At 61.3% G+C, this 16,788-nt stretch carries 18 protein-coding genes; 9 read left to right on the top strand and 9 right to left on the bottom strand.

Translation table 11 applies throughout. The features are described from left to right. The first annotated feature begins 56 nt into the window (after nucleotides 1-56). From B7G53_RS16135 to B7G53_RS23390, 3 genes are read left to right on the top strand one after another with little or no spacing between them, the layout of a single operon-like run. Entirely contained in the window at nucleotides 57-503 is a 447-nt protein-coding gene (locus B7G53_RS16135) for a hypothetical protein (RefSeq protein WP_096669523.1), read from the top strand. Then, nucleotides 503-1,108: a hypothetical protein gene (locus tag B7G53_RS16130; protein ID WP_096669520.1), complete on the top strand. Its 606-nt coding sequence runs from the start codon at nucleotides 503-505 to the stop codon at nucleotides 1,106-1,108. Before B7G53_RS16135 ends, B7G53_RS16130 begins: the two co-directional genes overlap by 1 nt. Continuing rightward, nucleotides 1,105-1,173, top strand: coding sequence for a DUF4113 domain-containing protein (locus B7G53_RS23390; protein WP_096669621.1), 69 nt, complete (start codon nucleotides 1,105-1,107; stop codon nucleotides 1,171-1,173). Before B7G53_RS16130 ends, B7G53_RS23390 begins: the two co-directional genes overlap by 4 nt. 46 nt (nucleotides 1,174-1,219) lie before the next feature. Here B7G53_RS23390 and B7G53_RS16120 read toward each other — a convergent pair whose 3' ends face one another. Further along, nucleotides 1,220-2,086 (bottom strand): hypothetical protein, encoded by an 867-nt coding sequence (locus B7G53_RS16120; RefSeq protein ID WP_096669518.1) that lies wholly within the window; start codon nucleotides 2,084-2,086, stop codon nucleotides 1,220-1,222. Between the two features lie 275 nt (nucleotides 2,087-2,361). On the opposite strand from B7G53_RS16120, the gene B7G53_RS16115 reads away from it, so the two are divergent. The 5 genes from B7G53_RS16115 to B7G53_RS16095 all read left to right on the top strand — a co-directional run bounded on the left by B7G53_RS16115 (nucleotide 2,362) and on the right by B7G53_RS16095 (nucleotide 7,257). After that, on the top strand, nucleotides 2,362-2,820 hold the full coding sequence (locus B7G53_RS16115; RefSeq protein WP_096669516.1) for a hypothetical protein: 459 nt from the start codon (nucleotides 2,362-2,364) through the stop codon (nucleotides 2,818-2,820). An 84-nt stretch (nucleotides 2,821-2,904) separates the two neighbouring features. After that, complete coding sequence (locus B7G53_RS16110) at nucleotides 2,905-3,771, top strand: hypothetical protein (protein WP_096669514.1); 867 nt, start codon at nucleotides 2,905-2,907, stop codon at nucleotides 3,769-3,771. A 111-nt stretch (nucleotides 3,772-3,882) separates the two neighbouring features. Continuing rightward, a complete protein-coding gene (locus B7G53_RS22560; protein WP_255250041.1) occupies nucleotides 3,883-4,476 on the top strand; it encodes a calcium-binding protein in 594 nt (197 codons plus the stop codon). Next, complete coding sequence (locus B7G53_RS22555) at nucleotides 4,431-5,600, top strand: glycosyltransferase family 1 protein (RefSeq protein WP_141396360.1); 1,170 nt, start codon at nucleotides 4,431-4,433, stop codon at nucleotides 5,598-5,600. Before B7G53_RS22560 ends, B7G53_RS22555 begins: the two co-directional genes overlap by 46 nt. A 235-nt stretch (nucleotides 5,601-5,835) precedes the next feature. Further along, entirely contained in the window at nucleotides 5,836-7,257 is a 1,422-nt protein-coding gene (locus B7G53_RS16095; protein ID WP_096669508.1) for a sensor histidine kinase, read from the top strand. A gap of 170 nt (nucleotides 7,258-7,427) precedes the next feature. Here B7G53_RS16095 and B7G53_RS16090 read toward each other — a convergent pair whose 3' ends face one another. From B7G53_RS16090 to B7G53_RS16065, 6 genes are all read right to left on the bottom strand, one after another. Beyond that, the gene (locus tag B7G53_RS16090; RefSeq protein WP_096669506.1) at nucleotides 7,428-8,012 is read right to left on the bottom strand and encodes a LuxR C-terminal-related transcriptional regulator; all 585 of its coding nucleotides are present in this window, start codon (nucleotides 8,010-8,012) and stop codon (nucleotides 7,428-7,430) included. A gap of 214 nt (nucleotides 8,013-8,226) precedes the next feature. Continuing rightward, entirely contained in the window at nucleotides 8,227-9,576 is a 1,350-nt protein-coding gene (locus B7G53_RS16085; protein ID WP_096669504.1) for a tryptophan--tRNA ligase, read from the bottom strand. A 10-nt stretch (nucleotides 9,577-9,586) separates the two neighbouring features. Further along, complete coding sequence (locus tag B7G53_RS16080) at nucleotides 9,587-10,255, bottom strand: site-2 protease family protein (protein WP_096669502.1); 669 nt, start codon at nucleotides 10,253-10,255, stop codon at nucleotides 9,587-9,589. Nucleotides 10,256-10,425: 170 nt separating this feature from the next. Next, nucleotides 10,426-11,061 (bottom strand): L-threonylcarbamoyladenylate synthase, encoded by a 636-nt coding sequence (locus tag B7G53_RS16075; RefSeq protein ID WP_096669500.1) that lies wholly within the window; start codon nucleotides 11,059-11,061, stop codon nucleotides 10,426-10,428. Nucleotides 11,062-11,082: 21 nt separating this feature from the next. Further along, entirely contained in the window at nucleotides 11,083-11,988 is a 906-nt protein-coding gene (locus B7G53_RS16070) for a DMT family transporter (protein ID WP_255250040.1), read from the bottom strand. After that, entirely contained in the window at nucleotides 11,985-12,782 is a 798-nt protein-coding gene (locus B7G53_RS16065) for a PHP domain-containing protein (protein WP_255250046.1), read from the bottom strand. Before B7G53_RS16065 ends, B7G53_RS16070 begins: the two co-directional genes overlap by 4 nt. Before the next feature lie 154 nt (nucleotides 12,783-12,936). On the opposite strand from B7G53_RS16065, the gene B7G53_RS16060 reads away from it, so the two are divergent. Further along, nucleotides 12,937-13,608, top strand: a complete 672-nt coding sequence (locus B7G53_RS16060) for a glutathione S-transferase family protein (RefSeq protein WP_096669496.1) — start codon at nucleotides 12,937-12,939, stop codon at nucleotides 13,606-13,608. Nucleotides 13,609-14,098: 490 nt separating this feature from the next. Here the strand turns inward: B7G53_RS16060 and recJ are convergent, their stop codons facing one another. Both recJ and B7G53_RS16050 read right to left on the bottom strand, forming a co-directional pair. Continuing rightward, complete coding sequence (gene recJ, locus B7G53_RS16055; RefSeq protein WP_096669494.1) at nucleotides 14,099-15,823, bottom strand: single-stranded-DNA-specific exonuclease RecJ; 1,725 nt, start codon at nucleotides 15,821-15,823, stop codon at nucleotides 14,099-14,101. Further along, a partial coding sequence (locus tag B7G53_RS16050) for a hypothetical protein (protein WP_369680286.1) occupies nucleotides 15,820-16,788 on the bottom strand: 969 nt, incomplete at its 5' end. The genes recJ and B7G53_RS16050, both read right to left, overlap by 4 nt.

Genomic DNA, 16,788 nt, shown 5'->3' with positions numbered 1-16,788 from the left:
ATTGATTTCGTTTTCTGTGAACCGCAGAATGAGCAACACAACTAAGGAGGGGGCATATGCAACAGAGTGACTTTTGGAAGATTTGGGCCATCGGTTTGCTTCCAGATATTGGCCTAGCGTGGGCCTACATGAAACTTAGCGACGGCGACACAGCCAGTTTTTGGTGGTGTCTGCTGGCCCTATGGGTGATTGGAACTTTCTTTCTGATTAAGCAGGTTTTAACCGGCACTTTGATTTTTCGCCTTTACGGCAAAGAAAGAATCGCGACATTGCTTGCTCAGGGCATGGAGCGACTGCAGTTTCCAGCGCCTGAGGCGGATGAAGACTTTGAAACCTATATGTGCCGATTGGTGAGCAGTGAAGAATTGCCAATCAATCTGCGCTTGGAGGCTCAGGCGACGCTTTCATCGTTTAGGGCAACACAGGAGCAGGGCCTATTCGTTGCGTTGCGCATGGCCGCAGCTCACAATCTAGCGGTGAAAAAGTACGGCGGAGCTTATTGATGGGCGCTGGTGGAATGAGGTTCGGCGCTGGCAGGCCCAGCTACAAGGTGAAGGCAGAACAACTGCAACGGGTAGAGATTGGCCGATGGCATCGCGGCGGGTATTTGCGCGCTGGGCAGTCGTTCACCTGGCGCTGGCACCGGGGCGATGAACCTACGGGAAGCATCGGGGTTGTGGTGCATGGGGCTGACTCGCTGGCCCTGCAATACATGGTGGGCAGCGACGACCAGCGGCGCGATGGGAGCCAAACTATCCGGCTGGCACACACAGCCTGCAATTACGGCAAGTCCCGGCCCTGGTTTGTCTGCCCTGTCTGCCAGCGACGCGCGGGGGTGCTGTACATGCGCGCCGGGCGCTTTGCCTGCAGGCATTGCCAGCAGGTGGCCTATGCAGGTCAGTCCTGCGATTTGTTGGACCGACTTTGGCGCAAACAGGCCAAGATTGAATCGCGCCTTGGGAAGCATTGGCAGCGACCTAAAGGCATGAGGCAGCAAACTTATGGTCGGCTGATGAAAGAACTACTGAACTGCGAATCGCGTCGAGAAGTTGAGTTTGCTCAGTTTGCGGCGCGGCTGTTAGTGGGCCAAAGCGAGGTTTCGAGATGACGCAGAACCTGCTGACACCGCAGTACACAACTTCTTGGGCTGACCTGCCGGTGGCAAAGGCTTAAGACATTGAAGCTGCAAAAGGCTCATCCAAGTGAACCAAGATGTCCCCTACGTCCCGACAATATAAAATGCGCGCCAATTAGAAGGGAAGTCCTTTTCCTTCCAAGCTAGGTCAAATTTTGCCGGCCCCCAAAAGTCCTTCTTCGTATAGAAGACGGCGTAAAAAAGGTGGTAGTCCAAATCTCCTGTGTATCCTTTTACATCGTCCGCAATCTGCCCGATGGTTGTCTTCAGCTTCTGTTCGGTATCGGCGAACTTGTACTCGATGGCAGCGAAAAGTTCTGGGATCAACACGTCTGGCTTGTACTCCTGAGCGCTCTTGAGGAAGTTGGATTTAGGAGACCGTGCCGAGGGAAATATCGCCTCAAGCACGGATCGAACCGCCTTATAGACCTCTGGCTCGGATTGCGGCGTCCTGCCTGACTTTTGCACGATCGTCGCAGTGTTACGCAGTACGTTCTCCAAATAGATTACGCCTGACAGACGCAAGTAGCGCGAAGAGTCCTGAAAAATGTTCAGTGGGGTGAGGAACTGGCGCAGGTCTTGAAGAAACTTGTTGTGCGGCGTGAATTCAAAGAAAGGCTCGATGTCGAATGAAGAGGCCGCTTTCTGAGCATTGAAGGTCCTACCAAACCTCGTGTAGAACTGCCTCAGATATTCATGCAATCCCGAAGCATCAAGCATATAGACGGTGCAAAGATACAACGACTCCAATACGTATTGGAAGGGCGGACGTACTTCTTCACCTTTCTCAATCAACCAATCCGGTGGTATCGCGTGATCTTCGCTGGTCGCCGACCAATGGGCCCAGTCTTGCTCATACTGACCTACCTCTTCAACGAGTTTCTCGGCCTCGGTGAATAGTTCCTTGAGGGTGGCCGTGGCCGTCGCTATGGCTGTTGATTGGAATTGCATGACCTTTGTGCCCTGAGAGTTCAGAGCGGACTTTAATCCGAATCGTGAAACTGACCGGCAATGATGGGTGGGGGTATTTTTGGGGGTACTTGACGCTTTGAACCTAACAAAACCTAACATCCATGCAGGTTAGCGAAGATGATAGGAACGACACCCTCCCAGATAGTCAATGAATACGGGGCCTCGCGCCCCGTTTTTCATTTAAGCCCACATCTCACCCAACAACCCAATAAGCGCTTGGAAACGGCGGGCTTCTTTGTTGTGCATGACCTATCATGTGTGCGAGTCTGATGGAAACCGCCAATGCCTTTGCCACCACCGTCAACGCCTTGCGCGGCAAGGTCAGCATGTTGTTTGTGACGCACGCATTGCCCAAGACCCTTCAGGTGGACGAAATCTTTGTCATTGGCGGCGGCCAGCACGTGCGCGTCAAGATCGCTGCTTATCCGTTCCAGAAGTACGGTCTGCTCGAAGGCAGCATCCAGACCCTGGCGCCTGACTCCCAAGCCAGCAATAACAACAACCCCGGCCAGTCAGCTCCGCAGGGCTACAAGGCGCTGGTCAAGCTCGACACGCAGTACCTGGAGTCCCTCAACGGCGACGCCAGCCAGCGCAAGGGTCTGGAGGCCGGCATGCAGGTGGCCGCAGAAATTCACCAGGGCCGCAGAACCATCATGGAGTATTTGCTGAGCCCGGTGCAGAGGGTGTCGGCTGAGGCGGGGAGGGAGCGATGAGCTGAATTCTGGATTTGCGAGTGGCACGAAGGCTGCGTCGAGCTTACCTGTTGCCCATGACATACAAATGAAGAGGAATTGAAGATGTTAAAGATGACTGGTTTTGATGTCTTGTTTGCTGCAGCGGGCAATCTGTATTTGTTGCTCGCGTTGGCGGGCATTGGCGTTGCGCTTTGGATGGGCAAGACCTGGGTGCGTAAGCTCACATATGCAGCGCTGGTGCTTGCCGTATTTATTGCGCCAATTGCGCCGGAGATTTACCGGACGGTTGAGTACCGCAGCAAGTTGGCCAAGGCACGAGCCTTGTTCGAGGAGCGATGCAAGACGGCGGGGGAGAAGATCTACAAGACGGTGGATAACGTGGAGGGAGTGCTGTTGGTGAAGATCAGGCCCGACAAGATCAACTTCTCTGAGCAATACGTCATGGATGATCCATATGGACAAGAAAATTCGGGTGGTGATGGATACATCCGGTCGTTTCTTGCGGGGAGAGTGGATGCACATTGGCTCACGGACAAAACGACAAAAGGCGCATACCTTTTTGTAGAAGTCGTTGATCCAGCATCAACAAATATCACTCAATACACGGCCAAAAACGTAAATAAAGATGGTCGCAATAAATTGCTGCTGAACAGTGACGTTAGTTCCCCGCAAGGCGCAAAGTATGTCGTGGATTGGCAAGACGAATCCACAAAAACTGACAGGGACAACTGGATTGCTTGCGGCTCGATAACTGTTTTGGATATCGGCAGTAAGGAAGTGCTTGGAAAGCGTATTGGATGCATGTTTGACATGGGAATGGGGGATACATCGGGGGGACGCTCTCCGTGGGCGTATGCCCGAAATACCGCCTGTCCCACTCCGCGGAAAACACCTGATGGACGCGCTATTTTTGATCCTATCGATCGAAATTTTGTGGAAAAGACCCTTAAACCCAAAACGGAGAGATAGTCGTGGCAGATGAAATTCAAACATATCTCAAGTACGCCAATGTACAGGTGGCGGCTGAAGCACTGCTGGACCTTTTTCCTGTTTCAACAGAGGACGGCTTAAAGAGAGCGCTTGCATTCGGCAACAACCGCTCAAGCAAATTCACCACTGTCCAGGCTGATCAATTCATCGCAGACGGTTGGACCGTGGTCGACCACAAGCCGGATAGACGCCATCAACGGAACCGGCAACAGCCTGAACAACGTGTTGACTGGCAACAGCGCCAACAACACCCTGAACGGCCGCGCCGGTGCGGACGTGATGCACGGCGGCTTGGGCAACGACAGCTACTACGTCGACAACGCCGGCGACCAAGTGTCTGAAGAACAAGACCACGGCACAGACCGAGTGCTCGCATCCATCAGCTACACCCTGGGCGACAACCTTGAGGACCTGCAACTCACAGGCACGGCCAACATTGACGCCACCGGTAACGAAGGCGCCAACAAACTCACCGGCAACGCCGGCGTCAACACCCTGTTCGGCCTGGCCGGCGACGACCGCCTGCTTGGAGGTTTGGGCGCAGACACCATGCTGGGCGGAGAAGGCGACGACCTGTACGAAGTCGACAACTCGGCTGACGTGGTGACCGAACTTGGCGGCGAAGGCATCTTTCCAGATTGCTCCCGATTGCAATTGCCTTACGAGATGCGCAATGGAAAGTGATTTTTGCAATTGCTGACGAAGTCTCTGCACAGCGATTTCTGGCTCCTGCGGACTTCAGCTGCATCAAGCTGCCTCGAATTGCACCAAAAGTGGCAGCAGAGGTATCCGGGCCCCTCAACCACGCTGAGATACTGCTCCGTTTGGGCTTTGAAAGAGTAGACCAAGTTCGATCTGTGCTGGATCGCTGGTACGCCCTGTTTGACGACATCAAACCCACAGCGGTGCTCGTGGATGCCTCACCTGTGGCGCTGTATGCAGCCCGCAGCGCAGGTATTCCGACCGTGGTGATCGGACATGGATTTGAAATCCCACCAGAGCAGGCGCCGCGACCCTGCTTTATGCCATGGGTTGAAAACTCTGCAGCGAGGGCCGAGGAGCTTGAACTTCGTCTGGAGAGAGCGCTGGACGAACTGGCAAAAACCATACCGGCGCGTCTCCGCAAAAATGCCCCAAAGTCAATGACTGAGCTTTTTAGTTCTGACAGCATAGCTTTGTGCGCGTGGTCAGAATTTGATCATTTCGATCGACCGGCCGGAGTTCGCGACGCTGCTGATGTCTACTTCGGACCGATTTGGTCAGAATCGCCGGGGGGAGCGCTGTTGAGCTGGCCAGATGGAGACGGACCGAAAGTACTGTGTTACCTCAACTTGCGAGATAAACGGTATGACCTGACCTGGCAGGCTCTCAAACTTCAGGGGGCAAACGTGCTGGTGATTTCACCTTCAGGCGTACCCAGGGCCTGTGAAGCCGCACGCGGATGGGGCATCAAAGTTGTCGAGCACCCGGTGCAGCTGGATCCACTCATACGAGATAGCGCAGCCATTGTGGGGAACGGAGGCATGGGCCTGACAAGCATGGCACTGCAGGCTGGTAAGCGGATACTGCTGCTTCCTGAGCATATGGAGCAGGCCGTCCTGGCCTATCGGTTGAGTAAACAGGGGTTGGCTCTGGCGACCATACGGAACAAGATTAAAACTGTAGTCGCTGAAAAAGTTGATCAACTTCTGGGCGGTGAAATTTCTGCCGAACGCATTAAGAATTTTTCCTTGAGACACGGTGACTATCGACCCGGAGTGGCTGTACAAAAGACAGTCGCCACACTCTCGAAATTAGGACCACGCTGAGTAAGCCCCGTCAAGGAGTCTGGTCTGGCTCACGACGGAGCGATGTGGCTCCAGCAGAGGCCGAACGCACTTTCATGCAGCGCCGCCGTTGGTCTGTTTCTTGGGCCTTTCGGCGCATTTGCAGCCGTCATGCCCGAATTTACTAATCGGTCAAAAAGTGAAGCCATAGACATATTGCCCAGAACGGCAAGCTACTGTGCACCGTGCAGGACTCAACGAACAGTAAACTGCAGCCATGGATTCAGCCGCCCTGCCTTTACCCGCTGACAGCCGTCATGTCGTGGCAGACATCGCCGCGCGTGATGACTGGGTGGAGGCCAAGCTGACGCGCAACTTCATGCGCAATGCGCGGCCGGCGCTCAATTCAGCCGCGCTGGTGATTCCCGTCATCGTGCTGGTCCTCTACAACAACGTCAACCATTTCGCGTTGTTTAGCTGGACGCTGGCTGCCGTGCTTCTCATGGTGACGCGTTACCGGGTGGTCCGGATCTACCAGCGGGACTATGCCGGTTCCGGCATCGTCCAGCAGCGGGCCTTCATTGCACGGTATGGCTGGACCTGGACCCTGGGGGCCGTGGTCTGGGGCTCGTCGATGTTTCTGTACTTTCGCAAGGCGCCGGTTTTCGACCAGTTCATCTGCCTGATCGTGCTGGTGGGCATGGCGGGTTTTGCGGTGGGTGCATTTGCCGCGTGCCTGCGCTGCTTTCTCGGGTACATCAACGGAATGGCTTACACCATCCTGGCTGCGATGGCCTGGAGCGTGGCGATAGAACGGCCTTTCCCCGGCACCGTCACGACTTATGCGCTGGTGTTGCTGATGCTGATTTACTGGTCGGCGGTCCGCATGGCCGGGCTACGCCTGAACCGCGTGCAGCGCTCCAACCTGGAGCTGCAGTTTGCCAACGCGCAACTGATCGCCTCACTGACCGAAAAGACACGCGTGGCGCTGGAGGCGGTCGAAGCCAAGAACCGGTTTATTGCCAGTGCGGCCCATGATTTGCGCCAGCCTGTGCACGCGCTCAGCCTGTATGCCGACTGGTTGCGCGCCGAGCCGGAACTGGTGCTGCAGATCACGCCGAAAATTGTGCAGTCCACGCAGGCCGTCAATGAGCTGTTTAATTCGCTGTTTGATCTGGCCAGGCTCGATGCCAGCGTGGTGGAAGTGAACTGGCAGCGGGTGGACTTGCCGTCGCTGGTCGGGGAGCTGGAGTTGCAGTACGCCCCGTTGGCGAAGGAGAAGGGGTTGGACCTGCGCACCCATGTGCTTGCGGGGGCGGTGCGCTCCGACCCGGTGTTGCTCAAGCGGCTGCTCGGCAACCTGCTGTCCAATGCGATCCGCCATACCGAACGGGGCGGCGTGTTGCTGGCGGTCCGTCCGGGCGAGGACGGCTGGCGGATGGAGGTGTGGGACACCGGCGTCGGCATTGCGCCGGAGCACCAGCAGGCGATTTTTCAGGAGTTTTACCGCGTGGCCAGGCACAACGGCACCGAGGAAGGCTTCGGGCTGGGTCTGGCCATCGTCAGGCGGCTGTGTGAGGCGCTGAACCATCGCCTGAGCATGCAGTCAAAGCCCGGGCAGGGGACGGTGTTCCGGCTGGACATGGAGGCCTTTGACGACGGGGAGCTCGCCCGCGGGCGACCATACAGCCACCACTGAAGAGGCGAGAAGCCTGTCGGACTTGGGAATCGTCGGCTGCAAATCGACCGCAGCGGTCCATTTTTCACCGTCTTTTTGTCCCATAGCTGGGCTATGGGCCTGCAAATCCGGCAAAAACTGTCCTCGCTGGGGCCGATTTTCGCTTTCGACGCCCCAAGCCCGACAGGCTCCTAGAGCAGGCCTTGGGTACGGGCCAGGTGGCTGGCCTGTGAACGGCTTTTGACATTGAGCCTGCGAAACAGGCGCCACAGATGCACTTTCACGGTGTGTTCGCTGATCTGCAATTCGGCGGCAATGTCGCGGTTGCTCATGCCTTTGTCCAGCATCACCAGCAATTGCTTCTGGCGTTTGGACAGCTTCTCGGGTTCCGTGCTGGCCTCCGGATCGGCGCTGTCGTCCAGAAAGGTTTTCAGGACCTTGGCGATCTCGGTCGCGCCGACGGATTTTTCAATATACACATCGGCGCCGGCTTCCAGCGAGAGATCCTGGTAGTCCTGTGCGGGGGCAGCTGACAACACCACGATAGGCACCTCGGGAAACTGCTGGCGCAGCTCCCGCACGCCCGATACGCCATGGGTGTCCGGCAGCTTGAGGTCGAGGCAGATGATGTCCGGGATGCCATGCTGTTCCACGGCCGGGCCAATGGCCGCCAGCCTGTCGAGCTCGATGACGATCGCTTTTGCATGCAGGCGGCGAATAAGCATCACCACGGCTTCCCGCATGAGAGGGTGGTCATCGATGACAAAAATACGCATGGGGCCTGGCGGTAAGGTTGTGAAAGATTGTCGGTATTTGGATCAAAAAGTAAGCATACCTGCGGACTGTCAAGTTGGCGAGTAAGCGATAGATTTTAAGTCCGGAATTAATCCACAGCTTGGAGCTGAAAACTGAACCTTTCTTATTACTTATCGATGTCGCGCTCCTGTGCCCGCAAGTGTTTTGACGGCTTCTCCCCGACCTTCCCGACCTTCAGGACCGCGCTTCGACCAGTTGCTGCAAAGCCGAATTCAGTGTTGCCGCAGTGATGCCGGGGAGAGGCTGCAGTTTTTCCCGTAGACCGTCGAGTGCGCTGGCGCCCTGGGTTTGCAGCAGACCAATCGCCTGCGCGGCCTCCTTGGGGGCATCGAAGCCGTAGCTTTGCAGCAACAGCTGGCCCTGGGGGTCGACCAGCTTGAAATGGAACTTGCCATCGGCCTCCCGGTATTGCTTGAAGACCGGCAGGGAGGCCTTGGCGGCCTTCGCTGTGGTGACGGCGTTCGTCTGGGCGCCGAGGTTGCGCAGGCCCACCGCGTGGCGCAGTTCCCGCAGGAAGGGGGCCGCGAGCTTGCGTGCCTTGTCGGCGCCGGCCTGCAGGATGGCTTCTATCCTGGCGGGGTCTTTCATCAGGGCCTGGTACTGGGCACGCATGGGCGCCACTTCCTGGTCAATCCGTTCGAACAGGCGCTGCTTGGCGTCGCCCCAGGCAATCCCTTCGCGGTAGGCCTGGCGCAGCGCGGCGGTTTCGGTCTCGCTGGCAAACGCCTGGTAGATCTGGAACAGGGCCGAGCCTTCGGTCTCCTTGGGTTCGCCCGGTGCGCGCGAGTCGGTGACGATGCCGGCGATGAGTTTTTTCAACTGCTCACGCGGCGTGAACAGCGGAATGGTGTTGTCGTAGCTCTTGCTCATCTTGCGGCCGTCCAGGCCGGGCAGCAAGGCAACAGACTCCTCGATCAGCGCCTGCGGCAGCACAAAGTGTTCGCCGTAGAGATGGTTGAAACGCTGCGCCATGTCGCGCGCCATCTCGATGTGCTGGATCTGGTCGCGCCCGACCGGCACCTGGTGGGCCTTGAACATCAGGATGTCGGCGCCCATGAGCACCGGGTACATGAACAGGCCCGCGCTGACATCGGCGTCGGGGTCGTTGCCGGCGGCGGTGTTTTTGTCCACCGAGGCCTTGTAGGCATGGGCGCGGTTGAGCACGCCCTTGGCCGTCACGCAGGTCAGCAGCCAGGTCAGTTCGGGAATCTCGGGAATGTCGGACTGGCGGTAGAAGGTCACGCGTTCCGGGTCCAGCCCGGCAGCCAGCCAGCTGGCGGCGATCTCCAGCGTGGACTGCTGGATGCGCGCCGGCTCGTCGCACTTGATCAGTGCATGGTAGTCGGCCAGGAAATAAAAGCTCTCGGCGCCGGCGCCGATGCTGGCGGCGACGGAGGGACGGATCGAGCCGACGTAGTTGCCCAGGTGCGGCGTGCCGGTGGTGGTGATGCCGGTGAGAAAACGCTGGGGCGTAGGCGAAGTGGCGGGGCGCGCGGCGGCGTCGGAAGGCTTGTTTGTCATCATTTGTCCAGGGTCATTGCACCAGCATCGCCAGAGGCGTCAGCACGATTTCAAGAAGGGCGTAGGTCAGCGTCATCAGCGGTCGCATCCACAGGTTGGTGATCACGCCGGCAATCACCAGCGCCATCACGATGAAAAACCCCCAGGGCTCCACGCGCGAGACCAGCATGGCCTGTTTCCAGGGCAACAAACCCACCAGCACGCGGCCGCCATCGAGCGGCGGCAAGGGGAACAGGTTGAACACCAGCATCACAACATTGACCAGAATGCCGGCCTGGCACATCTTGATGAAAAAGGGCTCGCTGATGCCCGCGCCCTGCAGCAGGTACAGCGCGATGCCCCAGAGCAGGGCCTGGACCAGGTTGGCGCCCGGACCGGCCAGCGCCACCCAGATCATGTGGCGCTTGGGGTTGCGCAGCTTGCCGAACTGCACCGGCACCGGTTTGGCATAACCGAACAAAAAGGCGCCCGAGGTCGCGAAGTAAAGCACCAGCGGCATCAGGATGGTGCCCACTGGGTCGATGTGTTTGAGCGGGTTGAGCGTCACGCGGCCCAGCATCCAGGCCGTGTTGTCGCCGAAGTGCCGGGCCACGTAACCGTGCGCCGCCTCGTGCACGGTGATGGCAAACAGCACGGGAAGCGCGTAAATGGCGACGGTTTGAATCAGGTTGGCAAAGTCCATCCGCCAATTGTCTCAGACCTGCCCCCCACGCTTGTCGCTTCGTACTGCGTTGCTCCCGCGGGGGAGCTCTTCAGATCAGCCGGGGCCGCGGAACCGGCTTTGCCGGGCCGCAGGTGCAGCGGCCCCCTCGGGGGGCAGGAAGCTACACGCAGTGAGCGCCCGTGGGGGCTCTACAAGCCCAACGCTGCCAAATCGCCGCGCCCTTGCCGCACGACCACAAGGTCACCGCCCTGGCCCATGGCGGTCAGGTCGATCACCGTGGTGGCTTCCTTGGGGCAGGCGCCGGCATCAATGACCGCCGCCAGGTCGTGTTCCATCTGGTCGCGAATCTCGCCCGCGTCGTTCAGTGGTTCGGTCTGGCCCGGCGGGATCAGCGTGGTGGCCAGCAGCGGCGCGCCGTGCAGCTCCAGCAGCGCCTGCAGGGTCTTGTGCCCGGGAACACGCAGGCCGATGGTCTTGCGCGAGGGGTGGCTCAGGCGCCGCGGCACTTCCTTGCTGGCCTCAAGGATGAAGGTGTAGGGCCCTGGCGTGGCAGCCTTGATCAACCTGAACTGTTTGTTGTCGACGCGGGCATAGTTGGCCAGCTCGCTGAGGTCGCGGCACAGCAGTGTCAGGTGGTGTTTGTCGTCCACCCCGCGGATGCGTCGCAGGCTGTCGGCCGCCGTCTTGTCGTCGAGGTGGCACACCAGCGCGTAGCTCGAATCCGTGGGCACGGCGATGATGGCGCCGCGCGTCAGCAGCGCCACCGCCTGTTTGAGCAGGCGCACTTGCGGGTTGTCGGGGTGAATCTCGAAATACTGGGCCATGGTGGGTGTTTCGCAAGGATGTCAGGACTCTGCCGGCCGCACACTGAACTCTTTCAGCGCCCGGCTTTCACGCGCCGTCAGCCAGGCCCCTAGCGCGCCGCACAGGGCGATCATCAGCATACCGATCATGGACCAGCCGTCCGGCACATGCGAAAAGGCGATCCAGCCGCCCACCATCGCAAAAGCGATCTGGGCGTACAGGTAGGGTGTCAGGGTGGCGGCCGGCGCCCGCATGTAGCCCAGGATCAGCATGAAATGCCCGACGGTGGCCGCCACACCCATCAGCAGCAGCCAGCCCCACAGCGACCACGAGGGCAGGGTGGTCCAGACAAAAGGCAGGGCCAGCGAGGCCAGCAGCGTGCCGACCCAGCCGGTGTACAGGTGCATGGTGATCGGGTCTTCGGTTTTGGCCAGCCGGCTGGTGAGCACCTGGAAACCGGTGTTGGTCGCCACCATGCCCAGCGGCAGCAGCAGGGCCCAGGTGAAGTCTTCGCCGCCGGGGCGAATGATGATCAGCGTGCCGGCAAAACCGCCGAGCACCAGCGACCAGCGCAGCGCCGAAACTTTTTCGCCCAACGCGGTGGCGGCCAGCAGCGTGATGAGCAGCGGCACGATGGCGCCGATGGCGGTGAACTCGGCCACCGGCATGTACTTGAGGCTCAGGAAGGCGAACAGGCTGCTCAGCAGCAGCAGCAAGCCGCGCAGGCACTGGAATTTCGGGTGGGCGGTGCGCAGCACGCTGAGGCCGCGCAGCGGCAGCACCACGGCCGTGGTGGCGACCGCCTGGAAAAAGTAGCGGAACCACAGGGCCATCAACAGCGGCACGCTGGCACTGACAAACTTGGTGGTGGTGTCCAGCGTCGCAAAAAAACTGGTGGCTGCAATGACCAGTGTGATGCCCGCCAGGGCCGAAGGCGTGCGGCTCACCGGATCCGGTCTTCCAGAAGCTCCCAGACGGGGGTCAGGTGACCGGGCAAAAAGGGCAGCGTGCCCAGGTCGGTGTGGCTTTCGTCGGGGCTGTGGAAGTCGCTGCCGCGCGAGGCGGCCAGGCCGAATTCCATGGCGGTTTCGGCGTATTTCACATATTCCTGCGTGCTGTGGCTGCCGGTCACCACTTCCACCGCCTGCCCGCCATGGGACTTGAATTCGGTGAACAGCGCGTATTCTTCGTTGGGGGTGAATTTGTAGCGCCCCGGGTGGGCGATCACCGCCACGCCTTGGGCGCTGGTGATCCAGGCCACGGCGTCCTGCAGGCTGGCCCAGTGGTGCGGCACGTAGCCGGGTTTGCCCTCGGTCAGGTACTTGCGAAACACCTCGGAGGTTTCCCGGCAGACGCCGGTCTCCACCAGGAAGCGCGCAAAGTGGGTGCGCGAAATCAGGTCCGGGTTGCCGACAAATTTCAGCGCACCTTCATAGGCACCGCGGATGCCGGCCCTGGCCAGCGAGTCGGACATTTGCATGGCGCGCTGTTCGCGACCACCGCGCGTGTTGCGCAGGCCCTGCTGCATGGCCGCGTCGTCGGGGTCAAAGCCCAAGCCGACGATGTGCACGGTTTCGCCGGCAAAAGTCACCGAAATTTCGGTGCCGGTCAGGTAATGCATGCCGTGCGCCCGGGCCGCCGCCGCGGCGCGGTGCTGGCCGCCGATCTCGTCGTGGTCGGTCAGCGCCCAGAGTTCGACGCCGTTGGCTTTGGCCCGTTCGGCCAGTGCCTCGGGGCTCATGGTGCCGTCCGACACCACGGAGTGGCAGTGCAGGTCGGCGTTGAGGATGTTTTTGAGGGTCACCAAACCATTTTAGGCTTTATGCCCTGTCGGCGTTGCGCGCGCCGCCATGGCCTACCATGGCAACACTTCCTGAACCTCACCGGATTGCCCCATGATCACTGTCCACCACCTCAACCACTCCCGCTCGCAACGCATCCTCTGGCTGCTGGAAGAACTGGGCGTGGACTACGAGATCCAGCGTTACGAGCGCGACCCCCAAACCATGCTGGCACCGGCGGCCTTGCGCGCCGTGCATCCGCTGGGCAAGTCGCCGGTCATCACCGACGGCGAGCTGACCCTGGCCGAGTCGGGCGCCATCATTGACTACCTCGTCGAGCGTTACGGCGCCGGAAAACTCGCGCCGGCGGCGGGAACACCGGCGCGGCTGCGCTACACCTACTGGCTGCATTACGCCGAGGGCTCGGCCATGTCGCCGCTGCTGCTCAAACTGGTGTTCGACAAGATCGCAAGCACCCCCATGCCGTTTTTTGCCAAGCCGATTGCCAAAGCCATCAGCGCCAAGACCAAGGCGGCCTTCATCGAGCCGCAGATCAGGCAGCACCTGGACTATCTGGAGGGAGAACTGGGAAAAAGCACCTGGTTTGCCGGTGAGGCGTTCAGCGGCGCGGATATCCAGCTGAGTTTTGTACTGGAGGCGGCGGCAGCGCGCGGCGGGCTGGACGCCAGCCGTCCGAAGCTGATGGCTTTTCTGGCGCGCATTCACACGCGGCCGGCCTACCAGCGGGCCATTGCGCGCGGCGGGGAATACACCCTGCTGCACTGAATCTTCACGTCTTTTTCGCCTTCAGCCCTTGAAGGACGGACGCAGGCAGCTATTTATTCGATAGCATTTTCTGCGCCCGTGCGGATTTCAGCGAAAGCCGAAGTAGGACAGGATGAAGCCGATGATGACGACCAGGCCGACGATGTAAATGATGGTGTTCATGTGTTCCTCTGGGAGGTTTCTGGATGCACCGGGAAGCGCATCTTCTGTTCCAGATCATGAGCGCGGCGGCGGCCGCCGGCTGTAGGCTGCCCCTGCCTGCGGCCGTCGGACAAGGGCTACAACCCCGGGTGCGCGTTGCCGCGCCCCGCGCCCAGCCCCGGCCCGGCCAGTGTGGGCGCGACTTGGGCCAGGGACGGGGGACGCGGCGAGCGGATCGCTCATGCGCGGACGCTCGGTGTCAGTGTGCTGGCAGGCTGTGCCGGCCAAAGATGCTAGCAAATCAATAGCTGCTGGCGCCCGTCCTGGTTGGGCTGGAGGCCAGAATCCTTCATATTTCGGCGGCCTCCACCAGAAAACGCACGCGTTTGATGCCCTGCCATTCGTCGGCATCGAGCCGGAAGGCGAGTTTGACGCGTGCCGGCAGCGTCTCGGTGTGGCCGAACCAGATGCCGTCCACCGGCTGGCCCTGGTGCTTGAGCTTGAGCGACAGGTGTTTTTCGCCGACCAGCCGCTGCGAGACGACCTCGACCTCCTCGCTGAAGGTCGGTGCCGCAAAACCCTGGCCCCAGACCTCTTTGTGCAGCGTGTCCACCAGGTCGGCGCGCCGGTACTCGGGCGCCAGCGGGCCGTCGGTGTCGAGGCGGCGCAGCAAGGTGGCGGCGTCCAGCCACTCGTGCGCCACCTGCTGCAGCGCCTGCTCGAACACCTCGAAGTGCTCCTCGGTGATCGTGCAGCCGGCCGCCATCGCATGGCCGCCGAAACGCAGCAACACGCCGGGGTGGCGTTTGGCCACGAGATCCAGCGCATCGCGCAGGTGAAAACCGGGGATGGACCGGCCAGAACCCTTGAGCTCGTGTTCCTTGCCCGGCGCCTGGCTGGCGGCAAACACAAAGGTCGGGCGGTGCAGTTTGTCCTTGATGCGCGAGGCCACGATGCCAACCACGCCTTCGTGGAAGTCGGGGTCGAAAATGGCGATCGCCGGCGGCGGCTCCTCGTCCTCGTCGATCATCGCGTCGGCCGCGTACTGCGCCTGCTCGCGCATGCCGGCCTCGATGTCGCGCCGCTCGCGGTTGATGCCGTCCAGGGTTTTGGCGAGTTCGTCGGCGCGGCCCGCATCGTCGGTCAGCAGGCATTCGATGCCCAGGGTCATGTCGCTGAGCCGGCCGGCGGCGTTGATGCGCGGGCCGACGGCAAAACCAAAGTCGAAACCGGTGGCCACCGCCGCAACGCGGCCGGCAGCGGTGAACAGCGCAGCCAGGCCGGCTGGCAGGGCGCCGCTGCGTATGCGCTTGAGGCCTTGCGCCACCAGGCGGCGGTTGTTGGCATCGAGTCTGACGACGTCGGCGACGGTGCCGAGCGCCACCAGAGGCAGCAGGGCGTCGAGCTTGGGTTGTGTGGTGGCATCGAACACGCCGCGCTTGCGCAATTCCGCGCGCAATGCGAGCAGCACATAAAACATCACACCCACGCCGGCCATGGCCTTGCTCTCGAACGTGCAGCCGGGCTGGTTCGGGTTGACGATCACGTCGGCGTCGGGCAGCACGATGGCTCCGTCCCGCAGCGCCGGCAGGTGGTGGTCGGTCACCAGCACCTGCATGCCCAGGCCGCGCGCGCGCGCCACGCCGTCGATGCTGGCGATGCCGTTGTCCACCGTCACCAGAAGGTCGGCGCCGGTGGCCTTGACGCGTTCGGCAATCGACGCGGTCAGCCCGTAGCCGTCGACCACCCGGTCGGGCACGATGTAGCCGACCTGGGTGGCACCCAGCAGGCGCAGGCCGCGCAGCGCGACCGCGCAGGCGGTGGCGCCGTCGCAGTCGTAGTCGGCCACCACGCAGATTTTTTTGTTCGCGGCGATGGCATCGGCCAGCAGCACGGCGGCCTCCAGCGTGCCTTTCATGGTCGCCGGTGGCAGCAGCCGCGCCAGGCCGTCGTCGAGTTCATCGGCGGTGCGCACCCCGCGCGCGGCATACAACTGCGCCAGCAAGGGGTGGACGCCGGCCTGCTGCAGCGCCCACACGCTGCGCGGCGGTGCTTCGCGTACTATTATTTTCATAGCTGCTCGAGCAGGGTCGACAAGGGCTGCTGGCCAAAAAGACTTTTCATGCGGGAGAGAATTCCGGTGGAGGTGGTTTCAAAGGTCTGGGCGTTGCGCTCGCCGCACAGGCTCAGCCGGACGCTCGCGCCGCCTTGCTGCAAGGCGAGCAGCCGCGCGCCTTCGCTGGCATCAAGCGCCGTCCAGGCGTGTGTATAGGCGGCCCAGTCGTCGCTGAACGCGGCCTGTGCCAGGCTGCGTGAGACCGTGGTGTCGGGCGGCACCCTGGCATGAAAGGAGTCAGGCAAGGCGCCGCTGCCGCTGATCCAGAAGGAGTTGACGGCCAACTGCCTTCCTGCCGCACGCGCATCGTTGACCGCGTGGGTGTAGAGCAGCATCTGCATTTCGTTTTGCAGCAACCGCATGGCGCGGCCGGGAACGCCGCCGGGCAGCCAGGGGTCCACATTGCGGCCCAGCACACGGTCCAGCGAGGCACTGGGCAGGTCGCGAAACAGCTCGCCCTCGGCCAGCCAGCGTGTCGGCGCCGCATGGTGCAGCGTGATGCCGTAGGTCTCGAAATAGGGCTGCATGGCCGCCAGCAGCGTGCGCGACTCAGCCTCGGACAGGTCCAGCGCGGCCGGGTCGGTCATGGTGGCGTGTTCGCGGCCCATGGCCCAGTGGCAGGGCGTGATGAACGCCCAGGCCCGGGCCGCCGGTGCGCCGCCGCCCTGCAGTTGTTCCCAGGCCGCCCAGGGGATCAGGCCGTCGGGCGCCTGCAGGCCCAGCGCACGGGCCAGTACCCGCTCGTGCGGCGGCGACAGCGAGCGCACATCGCCGCTGTCGGTGTGGACCCGCTTCATGCCCTGCAGCAACTTGCCCAGGTGGCGCGAGGCGGCGGGCGGCATGGCTTGGACGGCAGGCAGCCAGTCATCGGAGGCGCAGGCGGCAAAGGGCAGCACCCAGTGGTGTTGGGGCGGGGGGAGGGA

The organism is Polaromonas sp. AET17H-212 (genome assembly GCF_002379085.1).
Lineage (GTDB): Bacteria > Pseudomonadota > Gammaproteobacteria > Burkholderiales > Burkholderiaceae_C > Polaromonas.
This window is presented reverse-complemented; position numbering and strand designations above follow the sequence as displayed.